Source organism: Halomonas sp. AOP43-D1-4, assembly GCF_052446175.1.
In the GTDB taxonomy this organism is placed as follows: domain Bacteria; phylum Pseudomonadota; class Gammaproteobacteria; order Pseudomonadales; family Halomonadaceae; genus Vreelandella; species Vreelandella citrativorans.
On sequence record NZ_JBQSVY010000006.1, the window covers coordinates 83,070 to 103,253 of the forward strand.

The window sequence follows — 20,184 nt, forward strand, 5'->3', positions numbered from 1 at the left end:
AGGTTAGCCATTATCCCGACCCGGCGGCTTGAATGCTACCTCTTCAATTTCCCACTCTGCGCCTATCGGGCGAGCCGTGCTTACTTTTTTCAGCGTTTCAGACGGTGTCAGCTCGGGCGCTTCAACCCGCTTAAAGTCCATGCCCTTTAATAACAGCGCATCTTCTTGCGGATACCGTCGGCTGCCATGGCCTGCCAAACCTGCTGCCTGACTTTTAGCATAGCTAGCGCCAAAAGCATCGCCTCTCTCGGGTTTACGTGTAGAGGCTTGCAGGTCACTACTAACGGGTGGCGATGGTTTGAACACCTGAGGCTCAGCAAGCGACGCGCTCCTCAAATGCGTTTGAGCAACCGGCTCTTCAGCCTCGCGCCGCTTTCTGCGCCATATTAATCCCGTCAACAGCAGTACCAGCCCAAGGGCAATGAGTGGCCATTGATAACGCTCAATACTACTCAAAACACCACTTGATGGTGCATCGTGTACGTCAGCGATTGGCTGTGCCGCAGCATTCGCCTCAGCCATTAATGGCATCGGAGGAGACGCTTCTACCAACACGCTATTCTCGATGAATTGACTGAGATTATGACGCAGTTCGCTGAGTTCAAGACGAAGCTGCTCGCGCTCTTCATTCGCCGCAAGTAAGCTTGCCTGGCTTTGCTCCAGCTGCTCTGTAAACCGGGCCATGGCACGAGTCAGCTCGGCTTCTATCTGGGCAGTAGCCAGCTCAGGCGCAGGTGGCGCCTCAACCTCAACGTCCACTGGAATACTCTGAGGCACTGCTGTATTGGCGCGCTGCTCGCCTGCCACCATGACCTGGACAGCGTGAGCCGCCTCATCGGCTGAACGTAGCTGCGCCTGCCCTTCTGCGGGCAAGCGCAGTGCCTGGCCCGTCCGCAAACTATTAATATTGCCTTCAGGAAAGAACTCAGGATTCGCCGCTACCAGTGCCAGCATCATCTGCTGAACGCTCGCGCGCTCAGGTTTACTACGCGAGGCAATACGCCACAACGTATCGCCCTCTTGCACCCTTACCTCGGTACGTGGAAGAGGCTCTGTCATTTCCGAGCCTGAGCCTGACACGACGCCGTCAGCTTCCGCCTGGTTCAATGGATAATTAGCGTAGTCAGCCGGGTCAAAAAGCAACGTGACCGCGTGCTGTTGCTGCCCTTCCGGCGAATCAATGACCAGTAGCAAATCCAACCAGGGCGTTGTTACCGCCTGTGATGAGCGCAGGATAATGCGCCGACTGTCCGCTTGCTCTTGAATCTCGGCATGCACCTGACGAGCCAAAGGCATCCACTCAAGCCCAGAGGCGATAAATGATGGTTCATCAGCAACCTGTACGCTTAGCTCGTCTAGCGCGTAGACGTTTGAGTCAAGCAACGGTAACGAAGCATTTAGCGGGGCTTCCAGCCAGGATTCCACCTCGGCAGGTCCGGCTTCAATTGCCTGCGCAAAAGACGGCACCCCAGCAATCGACAGCAGTAGTGCGGTCGTTTTCAAGAAAACGCGATAATTTGAATATTTTTTCGCCACGTTACCCAATCCGTTTTTTTATAGAAACCGCGCTAGCAAGTGCGGTACATGCCAACACAGAACGCAAATTATAATTAGCACAAATACGCAGGTAACGCATGGAGGCGGGTTACTTAATTTAAGTTAAAACACTTACAAAAAAAACCGGTGCGCTAAAAGCGCCCCGGTTTTGGCTGACGTGCTGCGTTGTTTTACTGTTCGCGCAAAATTTTGAGCATGCGCTTAAGCGGCTCGGCCGCGCCCCACAACAGCTGGTCGCCAACGCTAAATGCCGAAAGGTATTCACCGCCCATGTTCAGCTTACGCAAGCGCCCCACCGGAATATCCAATGTGCCGGTAGCGGCGGCAGGCGTTAAACCTGCAATGGTGGCCTCTTTCTCGTTGGGGATCAGCTTGACCCACTCATTATGCTGAGCGATCCGCTCTTCAATCTCATCCAGCGGCACATCATGTTTCAGCTTGATGGTGAACGCTTGGCTGTGAGAGCGCATGGCACCAATACGCACGCAAAGACCATCAATCGGCACAGGATTATCACCAAGACCCAGAATTTTATTGGTCTCAACAAAGCCTTTCCACTCTTCACGGCTCTGGCCGTTTTCAAGCTTGGTGTCAATCCACGGCAGTAGGCTACCGGCAAGGGGGGCGCCGAAGTTATCGGTCAGGAAGTCGCCACCACGCATGGCCGCCGTTACCTTACGGTCAATTTCCAAAATCGCGCTGGAGGGGTCAGCCAGTTCGCTACTAACGCTGTCGCGCAGTTGACCCATTTGATTGAGCAGTTCGCGCATGTGCTTGGCGCCAGAACCGGAAGCCGCCTGATAGGTCATGGAGGTCATCCACTCAACCATATCGGCTTCAAACAGGCCGCCCAAGCCCATCAGCATGAGGCTAACGGTGCAGTTACCGCCGACAAAGGTCTTGGCACCTTTGGCAAGCTGCGCATCAATGACCTTACGGTTAACCGGGTCAAGCACGATGGTAGCTTCATCCTCCATGCGCAGCGTGCTGGCGGCATCAATCCAGTAACCCTGCCAGCCATTTTTACGCAGGTCACCATAAACTTGCTTGGTGTAGTCACCGCCTTGGCAGGTAATAACAACATCCAACGCTTTCAATTCTTCAAGAGCAAACGCATCTTTTAACGCAGGTACGTCTACGCCGATGTCGGGACCAGGCTGGCCTACTTGGGAGGTGGTGAAAAAGACCGGTTCAATGCCGTTAAAATCACCATCTTCCTGCATGCGCTGCATCAGCACAGAACCCACCATGCCACGCCATCCTACGAAACCGACTTTCAACATGCGAAGTCCTCCAGCAAAGAATGAGACATATATTATACACAAATCTGATAAATAACGTCGGCCACTCTTTGAGTGGCCGAGGCATCACACTTTTCATATCAAATAGTTAGCACGCTTTATAGCGCATTTAACTTTTTGCAAAGGCCGCCAGTACCGCATCGCCCATTTCGACCGTCGAAACACGGCGAGTTCCTTCTGCGGCGATATCCGCCGTGCGCAGGCCGTTATCCAGAACGCTACCCACCGCGGTTTCAATGCGTTCGGCCATGGCCGTTTCATTCAGCGAGTAGCGCAGCATCATGGCCACCGACAGCATCATGGCGAGCGGGTTGGCAATGTTTTGCCCAGCGATATCCGGCGCACTTCCGTGGCAAGGCTCATACATGCCTTGGCCGCTTTCGTTCAGCGAGGCCGAAGGCAGCATACCGATGGAGCCGGTAAGCATGGCGGCGGCGTCAGACAAAATATCGCCAAACATATTGCCAGTCACAACGACATCAAACTGTTTCGGGGCACGTACCAGCTGCATCGCGGCGTTATCTACGTACATATGCGAAAGCTCGACGTCCGGGTACTCTGGCGCCAAACGCTCCATCACTTCACGCCACAAAATGGTAACTTCCAGCACGTTAGCCTTATCTACCGAGCAGAGTTTTTTGCCACGCTTTTGGGCCATTTCAAACGCGACGCGGCCGATGCGCTCAATCTCACTTTCGGAATAAATGTAGGTGTTATAGCCCACACGCTCCCCGTTACGCTCCTCAATACCTCGCGGCTGGCCGAAGTAAATGCCGCCGGTCAATTCACGCACAATCATGATATCCAGGCCTGCCACCAATTCAGGCTTCAGGCTGGAGGCGCTGGCCAGCTGCGGGTAAAGCATGGCCGGGCGCAGGTTGCCAAACAGTCCTAGGTTCTTGCGCAGGCCCAACAAACCTTTTTCAGGGCGCTTGGAAAGGTCTTCGATTTTGTCCCATTTGGGGCCACCCACCGCAGCGAGCAGAATCGCACTGGCCGCCTTGGCTTTTTCAAGCGTTTCAGCAGGCAGTGGGTCGCCATGCACGTCGTAAGCCGAGCCGCCGACCAGTGCTTCTTCAACGTCAATATCCAAACCCGCTTCCTGGCACGCTTTTAGCAAACGCGCAGCTTGAGCAGCAATCTCTGGGCCAATACCGTCGCCGGGTAATAGAAGCACCTTATGGGTCATGTTAAATCCTTAATAGAGAGTCAGCACGGCTTACCGCCGCTTAGCGCAGTGCAATGGCATTGCACTGCGCTATGTGTGTCTTTTTAACTTTTCTGAATGACGCTTATACGGCTGTATCAGGCTGGCTGACGGAACAACCAGGGCCGAGCATCTTTGTGTTTTTGCTCAAAGGCACGGATCGCATCTTCGTCCTGCAGCGTGATGCCGATATCGTCCAGTCCATTGAGCAGACAGTGCTTGCGGAACGCGTCCACTTCAAACTCAAGAATTTCGCCGCTCGGCGTGATGACCCGCTGGTTCTCCAAGTCGATATCCAGCTGATAGCCTTCATTAGCATCAACGCCTGTAAACAAGCGATCCACTTCTTCTTCGCTTAACGTGATCAGCAAGATGCCATTTTTAAACGCGTTATTGTAAAAAATATCTGCAAAGCTTGGCGCAATCACTACTTTAAAACCAAAATCTTCCAGTGCCCACGGCGCGTGTTCCCGCGAGCTTCCACAGCCAAAGTTGCGCCGAGCCAGCAACACCTCAGCCCCCTTAAAACGCGGCTGGTTGAGCACGAAATCAGGGTTCAGCGGGCGACTGGAACAATCCTGCCCCGGCTGCCCTTCATCCAAATAGCGCAATTCATCAAACAGATTCACACCGAAGCCGGTCCGCTTGATCGATTTCAAGAACTGCTTGGGAATAATTAAATCGGTATCGACGTTAGCGCGATCAAGCGGGGCAACCACGCCTTCAAAACGAGTAAACTTTTTCATGGTTTAAGCCTCCTGGGCGTGGGTAGCATCGTTGGCGGATAAACTGCGTACATCAACAAAGTGGCCAGCAACCGCAGCCGCTGCCGCCATGGCCGGGCTCACCAGGTGCGTACGACCACCGTACCCTTGGCGTCCTTCGAAGTTGCGGTTGGAGGTCGATGCGCAGTGCTCGCCTGCGCCCAATTTATCAGCATTCATGGCCAGACACATGGAGCAGCCCGGCTCGCGCCACTCGAAACCAGCGTCGATGAAGATTTTATCCAGCCCTTCCTCTTCTGCCTGGCGTTTCACAAGGCCAGAACCCGGCACCACCATGGCAAGCTTAATGGAACCTGCCACTTTATTGCCTTGAGCCACTTTGGCAGCCTCACGCAAATCCTCGATACGCGAGTTAGTACACGAACCAATAAACACTTTATCGAGCTTGATATCGGTAATTTTTTGGTTAGCGTGCAAGCCCATATATTCAAGCGCGCGAGCATGGCTGCGCTGCACGGTTTCATCCTGGGAGGCTTGCGGGTCTGGCACGTGCCCGGAAATACCTGTCACCATCTCGGGGCTGGTTCCCCAACTGACCTGCGGCTCGATATCTTCGGCCTTCAGGGTCACTACTTTGTCGAACGCGGCATCGTCATCTGATACCAGTTGACGCCAGTCAGCCACTGCGGCTTCCCACTGCTCAGCGGTCGGCGCAAAGGGGCGCTTGGCCAGGTAATCAATCGTCGTGTTGTCCACCGCAATCAACCCGACCCGGGCACCCGCTTCAATCGCCATATTACACACGGTCATACGGCCTTCCATGGAGAGCGATCCGATAGCGCTGCCCGCAAATTCGATAGCGTAGCCCGTACCACCTGCTGTGCCGATCTTGCCGATAATGGCCAGTACCACATCTTTGGCGGTCACGCCGAGGCCAAGCTCCCCCTCAACGCGCACCTGCATGTTCTTCATTTTTTGTGCCAACAGGCATTGCGTCGCCAATACGTGCTCAACTTCAGACGTGCCGATACCGTGAGCCAGCGCGCCAAAAGCACCGTGAGTGGCCGTATGGGAGTCACCGCAAACGACGGTCATACCGGGCAACGTGGCGCCCTGCTCTGGCCCAACCACGTGCACGATTCCCTGGCGGGGGTCGTTAATTTTAAACTCTTCAATTCCGTACTCAACGCAGTTGTCGTCAAGCGTCTGAACCTGAATCAACGACACCGGGTCTTTAATGCCGCTATTACCTTCGGCGCGCTCTTTCGTCGTCGTTGGGACGTTATGATCCGGCGTTGCCAGGTTTGCATCCAGGCGCCACGGCATACGTTTGGCCAAGCGCAACCCTTCAAACGCTTGCGGAGAGGTCACTTCGTGAAGCAGTTGGCGGTCAATGTAGATCAGCGCCGTGCCGTCATCGCGCTGCTTCACCAAGTGCTGGTTCCAGAGTTTGTCGTAAAGGGTTTGACCTGACATGCGGCTCTCCTGGGCAAGCGCCCTGCTAGTTCGGTATCGCAGCCTCTACGTGCTGCTTAATGTGACGATGCAGCCAGTGTTACGCGTAGCGACCATAAAAGCAATTCATGTTATTTATAGGTATGATTCCATACTGGAATACACCAATACTAACCACACAATAGTGAGCACCACGTGGACACCCAGAGCCTACAAGCGTTTTTAGCCGTTGCTGAAACACAAAGCTTCTCGCGCGCCGCCGAGCAGCTTTATCTCACTCAGCCAGCGGTTAGCAAACGCATTGCCACGCTGGAGTCGCTGGTGGGCACGCGGCTGTTTGACCGTATTGGCAGGCGTATTTCACTTACCGAGGCAGGCCATTTATTACTGCCACAAGCCAAGCGAATTCTGTTAGCGGTAGAAGATAGCCGCCGAGCACTCGCGAATCTTTCTGGCCAGGTGGGTGGCCAATTAACGCTGGCTACCAGCCATCACATTGGCTTACACCGCCTGCCACCTGTGTTAAAAAACTACACCCAGCGCCATCCAGAAGTAGAATTGGATCTGCATTTTCTGGATTCAGAGTTTGCCTACCAGGGCGTGCAGGATGGCACCCTGGAAATGGCCGTGGTGACGCTCGCCCCCCACCCTGTTGAGCAATTAAACGTGGTGAACCTTTGGCATGACCGGCTATGTTTTGTTTGCGCGCCCGACCACCCGCTAGCTCAAGCCGCTATCCTTAGCCTTGAAGCACTTTGTCACTATAAATGTGTTCTACCTAGCGCCAAAACATTTACCCGTACATTGATTGAGCAACGTTTTGCCAAAGCGGGCCTGTCTCTACAGATCAGTATGGCTACCAACTATTTGGAAACATTAAAGATGATGTGCAGTGTTGGGCTTGGGTGGAGCCTACTGCCTGAGGGGATGATTAATAGTGAGCTGGTCGAGTTAAAAATAGATACACCGCCCATCTATAGGCCGCTCGGCTATTTGGTGCATACCAATCGGACACTTTCCAACGCCGCGATAAAAATGATTGAGGCACTGGAGGCGACGAAAACAGTATCCACATTAACTAAAACATTCACTGTATAATCTGGGCAATCAGTTTTTAGCAAACACTAATAAACCTTGTGTTACCTGTGATTAATCGCTGTTGACTATCAGTCGGGGCCAAATTTCCAGCCAGCGTTTTTCAGCAACACGCTGCCTAAAATCGGCTGGTTTAGGTCTTTTAGCATTTAGGGTGATCGTAAAATCAAATAAAGACTCAATACCCAACGGTGCGATAATCATCACGTCACCATCAAGTTGTGCGCCCACGGCGGTTTGAATCTCCACCCAGTAGCTCATGGCATCCGCCGTTGAGGTGTAGGGCGGATCCAGGTTTCGCATATGCATTCTTGCCTGATTTTTTACCGACCATGGGAAATCTGAAACGCTTTTAAGCTGTTGTTCAATATCGTGATCTTTTGTTTCAGAAATATCGCTTTCATCAAAATAAATCAAATCAATATCGTTAAGCACGGTAGGACGCGAATATTCATGCATTTTGTCCCAAGCAAGATTACGCACAAAACCCGCAGCGAGACATCCGTCAGGCAGCCTCAATTGAGCCGCCGCGAATAGCGCCTCCATACGCTTTTTATCCTGAACGATCCATTGTTTAAGCTGTGTGTGATAGCCCATTACTTAAGTAACTTTCCGAATAAGCATTTAGTAGGTGTGCGCGTGCTTTTTCCTGCCAAACCGCGGCACCACGAAGCAATATCAAGTACCACTGATTAACGTGATAGCGACTACCAAGGGGTATTGGCTGCGTATCGTTGAACAACCTTTCCACCGTCGTTAATTTCCGATTCCAAACAGCCACCATTTGCAATGATTATTTTTGAAGAAGCCACGTTGTGTTTATAACAGTGGATATGCACGGGATGAATGCCTCGCTCAAAAGCCTTACTCAACGTAAGCGCAAGAAGCTGATTCCCAAGCCCGCCTCCTCGTTGGGAAGGCCTTATACCAAGCCCAACATGGCCACCGACATGCCGTATTCGGTCATTAAGATGATGTCGGAGGTTAGACACTCCCAAGAGCTCTTTTTTACCTACCAACCAGTAGGTGCTAGACGGCACAACTCCCTCTGGAAGATCAGTGCCGTTTCTGAATGTTTCCAGCTTGGCTAACAGCCCCTTAAAATCAGTGTGATCAAAATCCAGAGGAAAAGGATATCGCTCCTCATCGCCAAGCTCTTGAATATACGTTCGATAGCTTTGCTCATACTCTACGTTTGGACGTATTAACTGCATTTAATAGTGGCCCTTATACTCTACCCATACGCGCAATCATCAACACCTCGTCCGATGAATATAAATTACTAATAGTGGCTTCAACCTCAGCACCTAATGTGGATCTATATAACCGTTGAGCAACGTTATCCGCTCTAGTGGTGACCAATACGTGCTTTAACGTGGAACCCTGTTTTGCCAGCTGCTCTTTAACCAAAGGGAGTGAATTTTCGATTAATTGTTCCCCAACACCTTTACCTTGACGATTTGGCAATACTGCCAATTGCTCTAACTCCAGAACCGCTTCCGGACGGAAGCCGCTCTTTTGCATCCAAACAATATATCCAATAACGCTACACTCCTCCTCTACGACAAAGCAAAGAAATCGAGGAGAGGCACTGAGACTGCATTCCAACCATTCATACGAATGCGTTTGGCGAGGGAATGCCAGTGAATGAACGTTTGCAGCTTCATCCAAATCAGCGCTGTTCATTGACCTTATTTTCATTAAAAACCTCATCGATTTATTGAAGCATATCGGCTGCGACTAGCCTTTCAGTGCCAACCCTATTAGCCTGCTAATTCACTTTAAGGGTTTAGCATGCAAGAAACGACTTTTCGGCAGCGCTTGGCGGGTGTGCTGATTCTGCTTGGGTTGATCGCACAGATTCTTGGGTTTACCGGTCTGATAAACACGGCGCACGCAGTGAGCTATGTGTTGTGGCTCGCCGTGATATTGCTGTGGAAGGACATTCCCAAGCGCTCACGTTTTCAGGCCGGCGTGTTGATGGTTTTGGGCATATTAATGCTGCTGGTGGCGCGTTTTTATTACCATAACCACGTAGATTGGCCCGCTATGCTGCAGGGCAATGCCTTTGTAGTGGCCATGCTGGTAGGCGTCAGCTTTATTTCCCTGGTAGGTAAACAGCAAGGGCGAAAAAAAGCGCCAGGCAAACGCTTAACGGGCAGTGGCGGCGTATTACGTACCTGGCTTGGCGTGCATTTTCTGGGCACGATTTTGAATATATCAACCGTTATTATGGTCGGTGACCGATTGGCACGAACGGCTCCTTTAACGATTCCACAGTACCTGGCATTGAATCGAGGGCTTTCAAGTGCCGCGCTATGGTCACCGTTTTTTGCTTCCATGGGAATAGTGATCGCACTCGCACCGCAGATGCAGTACTCCTACGTGGCACTCTTTGGATTCCCATTAGCAATGATTTCCGGGTTGCTAACGACGCTTGAACTTGGCCGTCGATTTGATTTACGTGAGGTGTATGGCTTTTCTCTGGCACCGCGTAGCCTGCTAATGCCCGTGATCATGGCCTTGTTGGTCATGGTGTTTCATTTCTGGCTAACGCCCAGGCTCTCAATCGTTGGCATTATTACTTTTTTGATCCCGGCCGTTGCCTTGATCTATAACCTGCGCGAAGGCATCGGCTATACGTTGTGGCGTGTTCGCCAGCACACCACCACACGGCTCCCGGCCATGCGAGGAGAAGTCTCGCTGTTTTTAGCGGCGGGGCTTTTTACGCTGGGGCTTTCAGCGCTTGTGGCTGCCGTAGCGGGCAATGGTTGGACGCTATTCGAAACCTTTGGCGCGCAGCAAGGCATGATCAGTTTTCTCAGCATTGTGCTGAGTGCGCTGGTGGGGCTCCACCCAATTATTGGGGTATCGGTGCTGGCCTCTATCGTAAGTTTGCACGGTGGAGAGCACACTCTGTTTGCGTTTGTCTGTTTATGTTCATGGGCCGTGGGCACCAGCGTCGGGCCTTTATCAGGGATTAACCTGAGCCTTCAGGGCCGCTACGGGATCAACGGTTACCACATGATGAAAAACAATCTTCTTTATGCAGCGGTGATGAGTCTACTTTCGCTAGCCTCAATCACGGCGATGAGCTATCTGGTGACGTAGCTCCTCGCCTATTGCATCACACGGAATTACCAACACAACAGGGGCAGCCCCCTTCGGCGAGCCCCTGCTCTGAACCGCCCTCGCTGCCCACACCGTTTGTTAGCGGTTAGAGAGATGCTCAGGTTTCGATAATCTTACTGGGAAACCGATAAAAGTAGCGGTGACCACATTGATGGCAAGGCTCAAGGCGCGCCACATGGGGCAGCATTACCTGGGCATCACAGTGGACACAGGCCATCAAACCTGGTGCTGCCATTTCACCTTCGCAGTAATCTGCCCGAGCCGCCTCAAGATCGTCATCAAAGCGCTCACGCTCTACAATGCTTCGATCGGCGATGGAAAGTAGTGACTCCGCAACGCGACGTGAAAGCCCACTGATATCGACACCCAACCAGGTAGCGACCTGCATCCCGGTATCTGCCAGGTAGTGGCGCATATCTTTTAAGTCGCGCTCAACCCAAGCTCGCAGCAGGGCCAGCTCATCTTTCGTGTACTCTTCAAGCTCCGCTTCAAAAGCGACTGCGTCGTCTAAATCCTTTTGCAGGTTGTCCCAGGTTAAGTCATTTGCGCCATGCTGCATGCGCTCCAGCAAGCGCTCATAGCCTTCGCGCAAGCGGTGGTCATTGTGTTGTTCACTCATGATGCCTCTCCTTTTGTCGACGCAGGTGTTTCCTATCATCAGCTTGCCGTTCAAGGATACCCCTTCATAGGATACAATCGACACTACTTATCTGACAGTCGTCATCTACCATTCACTTTGCGCCCTATTGGGCGAATACGCCAAGGCATTAAAAAAACCGATGGACGCACACTATAGCCCTCGTGAAATTGAACGTGACGCCCAGCAGTACTGGGACAAACATCAGTGCTTCAAAGCAGTAGAAGACGCGAACCGCGAGAAGTTTTACTGCCTATCCATGTTCCCCTACCCCAGCGGCAAGCTGCATATGGGCCATGTGCGTAACTATACTATCGGTGACGTCGTTTCACGTTTCCAGCGCATGCAGGGTAAAAATGTGATGCAGCCCATGGGCTGGGACGCGTTTGGCATGCCTGCGGAAAACGCAGCGATCCAAAACCAGGTGCCGCCTGCGGAATGGACGTACCAAAACATTGATTACATGCGCAACCAGTTGAAGGCGCTAGGCTTTGCCTACGACTGGAGCCGCGAATTCGCCACCTGCGATACCAGCTACTATCGCTGGGAGCAGTGGTTCTTTACCAAATTGGTCGAGAAAGGCCTGGTTTACAAGAAGATGTCCACAGTGAACTGGGACCCGGTTGACCAGACCGTACTTGCCAATGAGCAGGTCATTGACGGCCGCGGCTGGCGCTCAGGTGCGCTGGTTGAGCGTAAGGAAATTCCGCTGTGGTTCTTGAAGATCACCGACTACGCCGATGAGCTTTTGACCGACCTGGACAAAGTAGAATGGCCTGAGCAGGTCAAAACCATGCAGCGCAACTGGATTGGTAAATCGCGTGGTGTTGAGCTGACGTTTGATATCGAAGCGGCAGACGGTAGCGCGGCTGAACCACTAGCCGTTTACACCACTCGCCCGGATACGCTGTCAGGGGTTACCTACGTCGCGGTAGCCGCTGGCCACCCACTTGCCAAACAGGCGGCAGAACAAAACACAGAGCTGGCAGCCTTCTGTGAAGAGTGCGCCAAAGGCGGCACCTCAGAAGCTGAAATGGCCACTAAAGAGAAACTTGGCATGGCCACCGGTCATGTCGCCATTCACCCGCTTAGCGGCGCTAAAGTCCCGGTGTTTGTGGCCAACTTTGTACTTATGGAGTTCGGCACCGGCGCTGTCATGGCAGTACCTGCCCACGACCAGCGCGACTGGGAGTTCGCCACCAAGTACGGTGTCGATATTAAACCTGTTATTGCCGATGAAAACGGCAATACGCCCGACCTTTCCGAAGCCGCGTATATTGAGCATGGCGCGCTGATCAACTCCGGTGAGTTCGATGGCTTGGAGTTTGAGCAGGCCTTTGACGCGATTGCCGCAAAACTTGCCGAAATGGGCCGTGGCGAGGTTAAAACCAACTATCGCCTGCGCGATTGGGGGGTTGCCCGCCAGCGGTATTGGGGGGCGCCTATTCCGGTTAAATACGGCCCGGAAGGCCAGACCGTTCCGCTGACCGATGAAGAGCTCCCGGTATCACTGCCCATGGAAGTGACGGTTGACGCCTCCGGCTCACCGCTCAAGAAAATGCCTGAGTTTTCCGACCTGGGCGATGGCTGGGTACGTGAAACCGATACGTTTGACACCTTTATGGAATCCTCTTGGTACTTTGCGCGCTTCTGCTGCGCCGATAACCATGACGCCATGCTGGATGATCGCGCCAACTACTGGTTACCGGTTGATCTTTATATCGGCGGTATCGAGCACGCCATTTTGCACCTGCTATACGCACGTTTCTTCCATAAGCTGATGCGCGACTTTGGCCTGGTGGATTCTGATGAGCCCTTCCAGCAGTTGCTTACCCAAGGCATGGTCATCGCGGAAACCTACTATCGCCATACCGATAACGGCGGTAAACAGTGGTTCAACCCGGACGATGTCGACGTTCAGCGTGATGAGAAAGGCCGTCCGCTAAGCGCTATCCTGATAAGTGATGGCCAGCCGGTTGAGATGGGCGGCATCGAAAAAATGTCCAAATCGAAAAATAACGGCGTTGATCCGCAGTCGATGATCGACAAGTTCGGTGCTGATACTGTCCGCTTGTTCATGATGTTTGCAGCCCCGCCCGAGCAGTCGCTGGAATGGTCTGACTCAGGTGTTGAAGGTGCGCACCGCTTCATCAAGCGCATTTGGCGCCAGGTGAGCGAGCATCTTGAAGCCGGCACACCGGGTGAGCTGAAGGTTGATGCGCTTAATGATGACCAAAAAGCACTGCGTCGGAAAACGCATGAAACCATCAAGAAAGCCAGCGACGATATTGGCCGCCGCACCACCTTTAATACCGCTATCGCGGCAGTCATGGAGCTTTCCAACGCGCTTGGCAAGTTTGATGACACCTCTGAGCTTGGTTTAGCGGTAAGCCGTGAAACGCTGGAAGCATGTATCTTGCTGCTTTCCCCAATCACTCCGCACGTGTGCCATCAGTTGTGGCAGAACCTGGGGCATGCAGAACCCGCTATTGAAGTGCAGTGGCCAGTGCTTGATGAAGCAGCGCTTACTCGCGATAGCATTGAACTTGTCGTGCAAGTAAACGGTAAGTTGCGTGCACGCCTGGAAGCACCGGCTAGTGCAGATAAAGCAGCCATCGAGAAACTGGCGATGGAAAACGAAAACGTCCAGCGCCACCTGGAAGACAAAACGGTCCGTAAAGTGATCGTCGTGCCAGGCAAGCTGGTAAACATTGTGGTAAGCGGATGAATCGACGCACATTTTTGACAACCAGCATCGCCGCTTCAGCGGCGGTGCTACTCAGCGGTTGTGGCTTTCATCTGCGCGGCCATAGCGCTATGCCCAGCCTGCCCGCACTGACGCTGGAAGGAGACATTAATAGCACCACGGCCCAGCAACTACGTGCACGCCTGACACAGTTAGGAACCGAGATTAGACCTGACGCGCCTTGGCGCGTCACGTTAGGCACCCCTTCCTTACTGGAGCGACGTATTGGTAGCGATAGTCGCGCCAGCCGTGAACACGAGCTGGTGCTGAGCACAACGCTCTCGGTACAGCAGCGTCAGACCAATGCCTATGCGCTTAACAGCAGTAACGTATCTGTCAGCAGAACCATCCGTGTTAACGATGATGATTTGCTCAATCGTGAAACCTTGTTCAACGAAGCAGAGCGATCGCTTACCCGGGAGCTAGCACAACGTATTGTGGAGCGCTTGGTTAACATTAAGGGTGTTGAGTGAAGGTTTTTGCCGACCAATTGCCGGGTGCCTTAAGTAAAGCGCTGCCTAAGGTCGTCATCGTAGCGGGCGATGAGCCGCTCCAGCACCGCGATGCCTGTGATGCGGTACGTGCCGCCGCACGCCAGGCCGGTATTGAAGAGCGCGAAGTACTGGACGTAGATGCCAACTTTGCCTGGGGCCGCTTACTGGAGGCCGCCAGCAACCTTTCATTATTTGCAACCAGCAAGTTGATGGAAGTTCGCTTGGGCACCCATAAACTGGGCCAGGAAGGCAGCAAAGCACTAGCGCAGTACGCTGAAACCATCGCAAACAGCGACGACCTACTGCTACTCAGCATGGGTAAGCTGGATGGCAAACAGCAGAAAAGTGCCTGGTTTAAAGCCCTTGATAAGCACGGCCTGTTTGTCCCCGTATGGCCCGTAGATAATGCTCGCCTGGGCTACTGGCTACGTGATCGAGCATCAATGCATGGCTTGCAGATTGACCTTGAGGCTGCGCGCCTACTGGGTGAACGCACTGAGGGTAACCTGCTGGCCGCTGATCAGGAGCTTCAAAAACTCTCGCTGATTCATCCGCAAGGTACCCGCTTAAACGTTGAGAGCATCGCCCAGGGCGTAGAGGATAGCTCGCGCTTTGATGTGTTCAACCTGGCGGATGCCTGCTTAAAAGGTGAGGTTAGCCGTGCCTCACGCATAGTGCAGGGGCTGCGTAGTGAAGGGGTCGAAGCACCCATTGTGCTATGGGCATTAAGCCGTGAGTTGCGCACGCTACTCTCTTTGCATCAGCACCTGGATCAAGGCCAAAGTTTTGAGCACGCCTGCAAAACCCAAAAGCCAATGATTTTTGACAAGCGCCGCCCCGCTTATCAAAAGGCCATAAAGCGTCTTCCCATGAAGCGTTTGCACAAGCTGCTTTTGATGGCCCAACGGCTGGACTTAGCCGTTAAAGGGGCCGCTAACGTGCCCTTATGGCCAGGCCTTCATGACTTGGCGATGACCATGGCAGGCGGAAAAGGTATTCTTGCTGAAACAGCCTGGACCTATCGCATTAGTGCAAATAATTAGCATATTGGACAATAGACTTAAAGCCTGTCCTCTTTATTCCTATACTAGTGATTAGAGCAGCACAATGCTCGACACCCCTGACCAGTCTCTAAGGAAGAAGACGATGAAAACATTGCGCGCTTACCTCTCTACCCTCTTGATCGCGGCGCTAGTGATCACCAGCCTGCCCGTCGCTGCTGCGCCTGCCGCCCCCCAATCCATGGATTTAGTTTCAACTCAGTCTGTTTTAGCAGGTGATCGTGTCGGCGCTGACCGTGAGCGGATAAACGAAATTCTGGCCCGTGCCGATGTACAGGACCAACTGCTAAAGCAGGGTGTGGATCTTGATGAGGTAGACGCCCGCGTTGCCGCTCTGAGCGATGCCGAAGCACAGCAAATGGCTCAGCAGCTTGATCAGTTGCCTGCCGGTGCAGGCGGCGGTGTTATCGGTGCCCTGTTTGCCGTTTTCATCATTTTGCTGATTACTGATATTCTCGGTTTAACCGACGTTTATCCGTTTACCCGCTAAGCCAGTCACTATGAAAACATTGTTACCCTACGCCCGCTTTGCGGGCGTTTTTATGCTCGCCCTACTGCTTTCTGCCTGTGCCCGCAGCCCCATTTTACTCGACAGCACCTACGAAGCCTTGACCCCTCAGGTAGAAAATCGTGCCGTGCCGTTTTTTGCCCAAAGCGAGTACCAGTGTGGCCCGGCAACGCTTGCCATGGTGTTGAACTACCAAGGCGTTGAGGTGGGCGTTGACCAGCTGATTCCGCAAGTATTCTTGCCAGGGCGTGACGGTAGCGTTCAACCTGAAATGCTGTCCACCGTTCGCCGCCACCAACAGCTTGCCTACCCCATTCGCGGTACCATGGATGCACTGTTAAATCATTTGGCTAACGGCGACCCAGTCGTGGTGATGCAGAACCTGTCACTGCCTATTTATCCCATGTGGCACTACGCGGTGGCTATCGGATTTGATTTGCCTGATGAAACGCTCATCCTGCGCAGTGGTGAACGTGAGCGACATACGTTGTCGTTTAGCCGCTTTGGTGCGACCTGGGCGCGCAGTGGTCGCTGGGGATTTATTGTGGCCAACCCCGGCACTCTGCCGGAAGGCATTAGTGCCCGCAATGCACTGGAGGCTATTAGCGCTTACGAAGAAGCTCACGGCCCCAAAGAAGCTCTAAGCAGTTGGCAAGCTCTGGTTAACCGCTACCCAACTGACCCACTGGCGCAGTTTGCGCTGGGCAACGCGCTGTACGCCGACAGCCAGCCCAAGGAAGCGATGACAGCCTTTGATGCAGCGACCCAGCACGATGCACACATGGGGGCCGCTTGGCTCAACCTGGGTATTTTGCTGCTGCAACAGGATAAGCCCGACGAAGCACGCAACGCCTTGATGCAGGCAGCATCAATAGACGGCAGTTGGCAGGCACGCGCGCAGCAGTTACTGGATGAATATTAAGTATGCAAAAGGGGCCACGCAATTTCTGGTGGCCCCTTTCACACAGCGATGTATGACACTACACCTGCGCTTTACACTACCCAAAACGCGTTAAAACACTCTGTTCAAGCCATTTTGTGCTGCCACTCGGTACGCTTCTGCCATCGTTGGATAGTTAAAGGTTGTGTTCACAAAGTACTTAAGCGTATTGGCTTCGCCCGGCTGCTGCATAATGGCCTGGCCGATATGTAGAATCTCGGAGGCCTGGTCACCAAAACAGTGGATCCCCAGGATTTCCAACGTATCCTGATGGAAGAGAATCTTCAGCATACCCACGACATCGCCGGTTATTTGCGCACGCGCGGTATCTTTAAAGAACGCTTTTCCGACTTCATAGGGCACTTTGGCTTCAGTCAACTCGCGCTCGTTAGGTCCAAACGAACTAATTTCAGGAATAGTGTAAATGCCGGTAGGTACATCGTTGACGAAGCGATACTCTTTATCGAGCAGCTCGTTGCAAAGGTTTAGCCCCTGGTCATACGCGGCACTGGCAAGGCTTGGCCAACCGATCACGTCACCGGCGGCATAAATATGCGGAATTGTCGTACGGTAGTGTTCATCAACGCTGAGCTGGCCGCGCCCATTGGCTTCTAATCCAATATTCTCAAGCCCCAGGCTATCGGTATTGCCCGTGCGACCATTGGCCCATAAGAACGCATCAGCGCGGATCTTCTTGCCCGACTTAAGATGTACGACAACGCCAGACTCATCGCCTTCTACACTCGCGTATTCCTCGTTATGACGGATCAATACGCCATGTTTACGCAGGTGGTAAGAGAGCGCATCACTGATTTCATCATCAAGAAATGAAAGCAGGCTGTCACGGTTGTTGATGAGATCTACCTTGAGGCCTAATCCTGAGAAAATTGACGCATATTCACAGCCGATAACGCCTGCACCAAAAATCACTAACGTACGCGGTGTATGAGAAAGGCTTAGAATAGTGTCAGAGCAGTAGATACGTGGGTGGCGGAAGTTGATGTCCGCGGGCCGATAGGGCCGTGAGCCGGTAGCAATCACAATTTTTTTGGCGACCAGCTCTTCCATTCCTTCATGCTGGTCGCGCACAACCACGGTATGCGCATCTTTAAAGCGCGCAATACCATGAAACAAGTCGATTCGATTGCGGGCATAAAAGGTAGTACGCATTTCTACCTGTTTATCAATCGTGCCGCGCGAACGCTCCATCACTTTAGGGAAAGAAAACCAGCGCGGCTCACCAATATCGCGAAACATTCGGTTGGTGTTAAACGCCATGATTTGCTTAACCTGGTGGCGCAACGCTTTGGAGGGAATAGTGCCCCAATGGGTACAGTTACCGCCTACCTGTGCCTGCTTTTCGATAATCGCTACACGCTTACCGTGCTTGGCGGCGTTAATAGCCGCGCTTTCACCTGCAGGGCCTGTACCAATAACCACGACATCGTAATTGTGAACCGCCATACTCTCTGCGTCTCCTCGTTCCCCAATAATAAGGCGCAGCTGATCTCTCGGCTGCGCCCTGCACTCTTTCTCTTTCCGATACGGTTACGGATTGTGCTAGCGCCGTGTAGCGTCGTAGCCCAAGTCCGCTCCGCGGCTTTCATCACTGCGGCGACGCACATTTCCTCGCTTGCGGTTCTCCTCTTCACATACGTCATCTTTACCGCCACAAATATCGCAGCCGTCTTTCATACCAATCTGGTTTAAACCGCCACATGAACCTGCGATAGGCTTACGACCCATTAAAACGCCAACCGCCATTGCGCACATTATCAACGCCATAAAGCCAAATACCAGTAGCCAAATCGCCATGTTAACCTCCCTGCATTGCTATGGATGCACCACCTACCGACAACAGCTTAGGCAATTAGTGCCTTCCAGATACTCGCTATACCTTAATTGTACCTTAGCTGACACATACTTATTAGCTGCCATGTACTTATAACTGCCAAGCACTTATTCACCGCTCAGCACCTATTAGCGAAGGTAGCGTAGGCTTGAGTCTATTCAAAACAAATGGGGCCAACCTTACGGCCAGCCCCAAATGTGCCCGAAGGCTACTTTCGATTACCTGAGCGCTTACCCGCCGAAGTCATCCAGCATGATATTTTCAGGCTCAACCCCGAGATCAAGCAGCAACTTAATCACGGAAGCATTCATCATGGGCGGCCCACACATGTAGTATTCACAATCCTCAGGCGCCGGATGGTCCTTCAGATAGTTTTCATACAGTACATTATGGATAAAGCCCGTCGGCCCTTCCCAATTATCTTCAGGCTGCGGATCAGAAAGCGCCAGATGCCATTCAAAATTCGGGAACTCTTCTGCCAACTGATCGTACTCTTCGTTGTAGAAGGTTTCACGCCAAGAGCGAGCACCGTACCAGAAAGACATTTTACGCTTAGACTTAAGACGCTTAAGCTGATCGAAGATATGGCTACGCATCGGCGCCATACCCGCACCACCACCGATAAAGATCATTTCGGCGTCGGTATCCTTGGCGAAGAACTCACCAAACGGACCCATTACGGTCACCTTGTCACCAGGTTTCAAGTTGAAGACGTAGGTAGACATTAGGCCCGGCGGATGACTGCTGCCTGGGGGCGGTGTAGCAATACGAATGTTGAACTTGAGGATACCCTTCTCTTCCGGGTAGTTCGCCATAGAGTAGGCGCGAATCACTTCCTCATTGCTCTTATGGGCAACCTTGAAAATTCCAAACTTGTCCCAATCGCCGCGATACTCTTCCTCGATATCAAAATCGGAGAATTTAATATCGTAAGGCGGTGCAACCAGCTGAACATAACCACCTGCGCGGAAGGCAACTTCTTCGCCTTCAGGCAGTTTTAGGTTCAGTTCCTTGATGAAGGTCGCGACGTTAGGGTTAGCGATAACTTCGGTTTCCCACTTTTTAACGCCGAACACTTCCTCAGGTACTTCGATCTTCATGTCTTGCTTAACGGGCACCTGGCAAGAGAGCCGCCAGCCCTCTTTCTTTTCACGCATGGTGAAATGCGACTCTTCAGTCGGCAGAATGGAACCACCACCCTCTTCCACACGGCATTTACATTGGGCGCAAGAACCACCGCCACCACATGCCGAGGAGAGGAAAATACCATTTGCCGCCAAGGTGTTTAAAAGCTTACCACCGGCCTGAGTCGTCAAGGTGTGCTCAGGGTCGTGATTAACTTCAATCGTCACGTCCCCGCTACTCACAAGCTTGCTGCGCGCTGCCAGAATGATCGCCGTTAAGCTAATAACGATGATCGTGAACATGACAACACCGAGCAAGATGACAGATGTATCAACCATGTCGGTTTCCT

Annotated in this window: 19 protein-coding genes; 7 read left to right on the forward strand and 12 right to left on the reverse strand. The window is 52.7% G+C overall.

Annotation, left to right across the window (positions count from 1 at the left end; all coding sequences use genetic code 11):
- Nucleotides 1-3: 3 nt before the first annotated feature.
- The 5 genes from ACT3RQ_RS08085 to leuC form a co-directional block, all read right to left on the reverse strand.
- Entirely contained in the window at nt 4-1,503 is a 1,500-nt protein-coding gene (locus tag ACT3RQ_RS08085) for a type IV pilus assembly protein FimV (protein ID WP_444621875.1), read from the reverse strand.
- 224 nt (nt 1,504-1,727) lie between these two features.
- The gene (gene asd / locus ACT3RQ_RS08090) at nt 1,728-2,840 is read right to left on the reverse strand and encodes an aspartate-semialdehyde dehydrogenase (protein WP_193054628.1); all 1,113 of its coding nucleotides are present in this window, start codon (nt 2,838-2,840) and stop codon (nt 1,728-1,730) included.
- Between the two features lie 127 nt (nt 2,841-2,967).
- The gene (gene leuB, locus ACT3RQ_RS08095) at nt 2,968-4,047 is read right to left on the reverse strand and encodes a 3-isopropylmalate dehydrogenase (protein WP_172118399.1); all 1,080 of its coding nucleotides are present in this window, start codon (nt 4,045-4,047) and stop codon (nt 2,968-2,970) included.
- A gap of 116 nt (nt 4,048-4,163) precedes the next feature.
- Nucleotides 4,164-4,811 carry a 3-isopropylmalate dehydratase small subunit gene (gene leuD, locus ACT3RQ_RS08100; protein WP_172118398.1) on the reverse strand — a complete coding sequence of 216 codons (648 nt, stop codon included), beginning with the start codon at nt 4,809-4,811 and terminating at the stop codon, nt 4,164-4,166.
- Between the two features lie 3 nt (nt 4,812-4,814).
- On the reverse strand, nt 4,815-6,266 hold the full coding sequence (leuC, locus tag ACT3RQ_RS08105) for a 3-isopropylmalate dehydratase large subunit (RefSeq protein WP_444621874.1): 1,452 nt from the start codon (nt 6,264-6,266) through the stop codon (nt 4,815-4,817).
- Between the two features lie 174 nt (nt 6,267-6,440).
- On the opposite strand from leuC, the gene ACT3RQ_RS08110 reads away from it, so the two are divergent.
- Nucleotides 6,441-7,343 (forward strand): LysR family transcriptional regulator, encoded by a 903-nt coding sequence (locus tag ACT3RQ_RS08110; RefSeq protein ID WP_172118396.1) that lies wholly within the window; start codon nt 6,441-6,443, stop codon nt 7,341-7,343.
- Between the two features lie 51 nt (nt 7,344-7,394).
- Here the strand turns inward: ACT3RQ_RS08110 and ACT3RQ_RS08115 are convergent, their stop codons facing one another.
- From ACT3RQ_RS08115 to ACT3RQ_RS08125, 3 genes are all read right to left on the reverse strand, one after another.
- Nucleotides 7,395-7,886, reverse strand: coding sequence for a nucleotidyltransferase family protein (locus ACT3RQ_RS08115; RefSeq protein ID WP_253927053.1), 492 nt, complete (start codon nt 7,884-7,886; stop codon nt 7,395-7,397).
- 161 nt (nt 7,887-8,047) lie between these two features.
- The gene (locus ACT3RQ_RS08120; protein WP_172118394.1) at nt 8,048-8,554 is read right to left on the reverse strand and encodes a GNAT family N-acetyltransferase; all 507 of its coding nucleotides are present in this window, start codon (nt 8,552-8,554) and stop codon (nt 8,048-8,050) included.
- 13 nt (nt 8,555-8,567) lie between these two features.
- On the reverse strand, nt 8,568-9,041 hold the full coding sequence (locus tag ACT3RQ_RS08125; RefSeq protein ID WP_444621873.1) for a GNAT family N-acetyltransferase: 474 nt from the start codon (nt 9,039-9,041) through the stop codon (nt 8,568-8,570).
- A gap of 93 nt (nt 9,042-9,134) precedes the next feature.
- Here ACT3RQ_RS08125 and ACT3RQ_RS08130 point away from each other — a divergent pair, with 93 nt between their 5' ends.
- Nucleotides 9,135-10,451 (forward strand): hypothetical protein, encoded by a 1,317-nt coding sequence (locus ACT3RQ_RS08130; protein ID WP_444680276.1) that lies wholly within the window; start codon nt 9,135-9,137, stop codon nt 10,449-10,451.
- Nucleotides 10,452-10,569: 118 nt separating this feature from the next.
- Here the strand turns inward: ACT3RQ_RS08130 and ACT3RQ_RS08135 are convergent, their stop codons facing one another.
- Complete coding sequence (locus ACT3RQ_RS08135) at nt 10,570-11,091, reverse strand: zinc ribbon-containing protein (RefSeq protein WP_172118391.1); 522 nt, start codon at nt 11,089-11,091, stop codon at nt 10,570-10,572.
- 160 nt (nt 11,092-11,251) lie between these two features.
- Here ACT3RQ_RS08135 and leuS point away from each other — a divergent pair, with 160 nt between their 5' ends.
- The 5 genes from leuS (at nt 11,252) to ACT3RQ_RS08160 (ending at nt 16,840) form a co-directional block, all read left to right on the forward strand.
- On the forward strand, nt 11,252-13,837 hold the full coding sequence (leuS, locus tag ACT3RQ_RS08140) for a leucine--tRNA ligase (RefSeq protein ID WP_172118390.1): 2,586 nt from the start codon (nt 11,252-11,254) through the stop codon (nt 13,835-13,837).
- Nucleotides 13,834-14,328, forward strand: a complete 495-nt coding sequence (locus ACT3RQ_RS08145; RefSeq protein ID WP_444621871.1) for an LPS-assembly lipoprotein LptE — start codon at nt 13,834-13,836, stop codon at nt 14,326-14,328. The genes leuS and ACT3RQ_RS08145 overlap by 4 nt, the downstream gene beginning before the upstream one ends.
- Nucleotides 14,325-15,392: a DNA polymerase III subunit delta gene (gene holA, locus ACT3RQ_RS08150; protein ID WP_172118388.1), complete on the forward strand. Its 1,068-nt coding sequence runs from the start codon at nt 14,325-14,327 to the stop codon at nt 15,390-15,392. The genes ACT3RQ_RS08145 and holA overlap by 4 nt, the downstream gene beginning before the upstream one ends.
- A gap of 103 nt (nt 15,393-15,495) precedes the next feature.
- Nucleotides 15,496-15,900 (forward strand): PA2779 family protein, encoded by a 405-nt coding sequence (locus tag ACT3RQ_RS08155; RefSeq protein WP_087107490.1) that lies wholly within the window; start codon nt 15,496-15,498, stop codon nt 15,898-15,900.
- A gap of 10 nt (nt 15,901-15,910) precedes the next feature.
- Nucleotides 15,911-16,840, forward strand: a complete 930-nt coding sequence (locus tag ACT3RQ_RS08160; protein WP_444621870.1) for a PA2778 family cysteine peptidase — start codon at nt 15,911-15,913, stop codon at nt 16,838-16,840.
- Between the two features lie 90 nt (nt 16,841-16,930).
- Here the strand turns inward: ACT3RQ_RS08160 and sthA are convergent, their stop codons facing one another.
- The 3 genes from sthA to nqrF all read right to left on the reverse strand — a co-directional run bounded on the left by sthA (nt 16,931) and on the right by nqrF (nt 20,173).
- Entirely contained in the window at nt 16,931-18,322 is a 1,392-nt protein-coding gene (gene sthA, locus ACT3RQ_RS08165) for a Si-specific NAD(P)(+) transhydrogenase (RefSeq protein WP_172118387.1), read from the reverse strand.
- 96 nt (nt 18,323-18,418) lie between these two features.
- Nucleotides 18,419-18,673, reverse strand: a complete 255-nt coding sequence (nqrM, locus tag ACT3RQ_RS08170) for a (Na+)-NQR maturation NqrM (RefSeq protein ID WP_087107496.1) — start codon at nt 18,671-18,673, stop codon at nt 18,419-18,421.
- A 267-nt stretch (nt 18,674-18,940) separates the two neighbouring features.
- Nucleotides 18,941-20,173: an NADH:ubiquinone reductase (Na(+)-transporting) subunit F gene (gene nqrF, locus ACT3RQ_RS08175; RefSeq protein ID WP_193053118.1), complete on the reverse strand. Its 1,233-nt coding sequence runs from the start codon at nt 20,171-20,173 to the stop codon at nt 18,941-18,943.
- Between the last annotated feature and the right edge of the window lie 11 nt (nt 20,174-20,184).

Excerpts from the sequence above, each read along its gene's own strand:
- ACT3RQ_RS08120 (WP_172118394.1), bottom strand. The coding sequence starts at position 8,554 with ATGCAGTTAATACGTCCAAACGTAGAGTATGAGCAAAGCTATCGAACG.
- nqrM (WP_087107496.1), bottom strand. The coding sequence starts at position 18,673 with ATGGCGATTTGGCTACTGGTATTTGGCTTTATGGCGTTGATAATGTGC.
- ACT3RQ_RS08115 (WP_253927053.1), bottom strand. The coding sequence starts at position 7,886 with ATGGAGGCGCTATTCGCGGCGGCTCAATTGAGGCTGCCTGACGGATGT.
- nqrF (WP_193053118.1), bottom strand. The coding sequence starts at position 20,173 with ATGGTTGATACATCTGTCATCTTGCTCGGTGTTGTCATGTTCACGATC.
- ACT3RQ_RS08135 (WP_172118391.1), bottom strand. The coding sequence starts at position 11,091 with ATGAGTGAACAACACAATGACCACCGCTTGCGCGAAGGCTATGAGCGC.
- leuD (WP_172118398.1), bottom strand. The coding sequence starts at position 4,811 with ATGAAAAAGTTTACTCGTTTTGAAGGCGTGGTTGCCCCGCTTGATCGC.
- sthA (WP_172118387.1), bottom strand. The coding sequence starts at position 18,322 with ATGGCGGTTCACAATTACGATGTCGTGGTTATTGGTACAGGCCCTGCA.
- asd (WP_193054628.1), bottom strand. The coding sequence starts at position 2,840 with ATGTTGAAAGTCGGTTTCGTAGGATGGCGTGGCATGGTGGGTTCTGTG.
- ACT3RQ_RS08155 (WP_087107490.1), top strand. The coding sequence starts at position 15,496 with ATGAAAACATTGCGCGCTTACCTCTCTACCCTCTTGATCGCGGCGCTA.
- ACT3RQ_RS08160 (WP_444621870.1), top strand. The coding sequence starts at position 15,911 with ATGAAAACATTGTTACCCTACGCCCGCTTTGCGGGCGTTTTTATGCTC.
- leuS (WP_172118390.1), top strand. The coding sequence starts at position 11,252 with ATGGACGCACACTATAGCCCTCGTGAAATTGAACGTGACGCCCAGCAG.
- ACT3RQ_RS08145 (WP_444621871.1), top strand. The coding sequence starts at position 13,834 with ATGAATCGACGCACATTTTTGACAACCAGCATCGCCGCTTCAGCGGCG.
- leuC (WP_444621874.1), bottom strand. The coding sequence starts at position 6,266 with ATGTCAGGTCAAACCCTTTACGACAAACTCTGGAACCAGCACTTGGTG.
- ACT3RQ_RS08125 (WP_444621873.1), bottom strand. The coding sequence starts at position 9,041 with ATGAAAATAAGGTCAATGAACAGCGCTGATTTGGATGAAGCTGCAAAC.
- ACT3RQ_RS08130 (WP_444680276.1), top strand. The coding sequence starts at position 9,135 with ATGCAAGAAACGACTTTTCGGCAGCGCTTGGCGGGTGTGCTGATTCTG.
- leuB (WP_172118399.1), bottom strand. The coding sequence starts at position 4,047 with ATGACCCATAAGGTGCTTCTATTACCCGGCGACGGTATTGGCCCAGAG.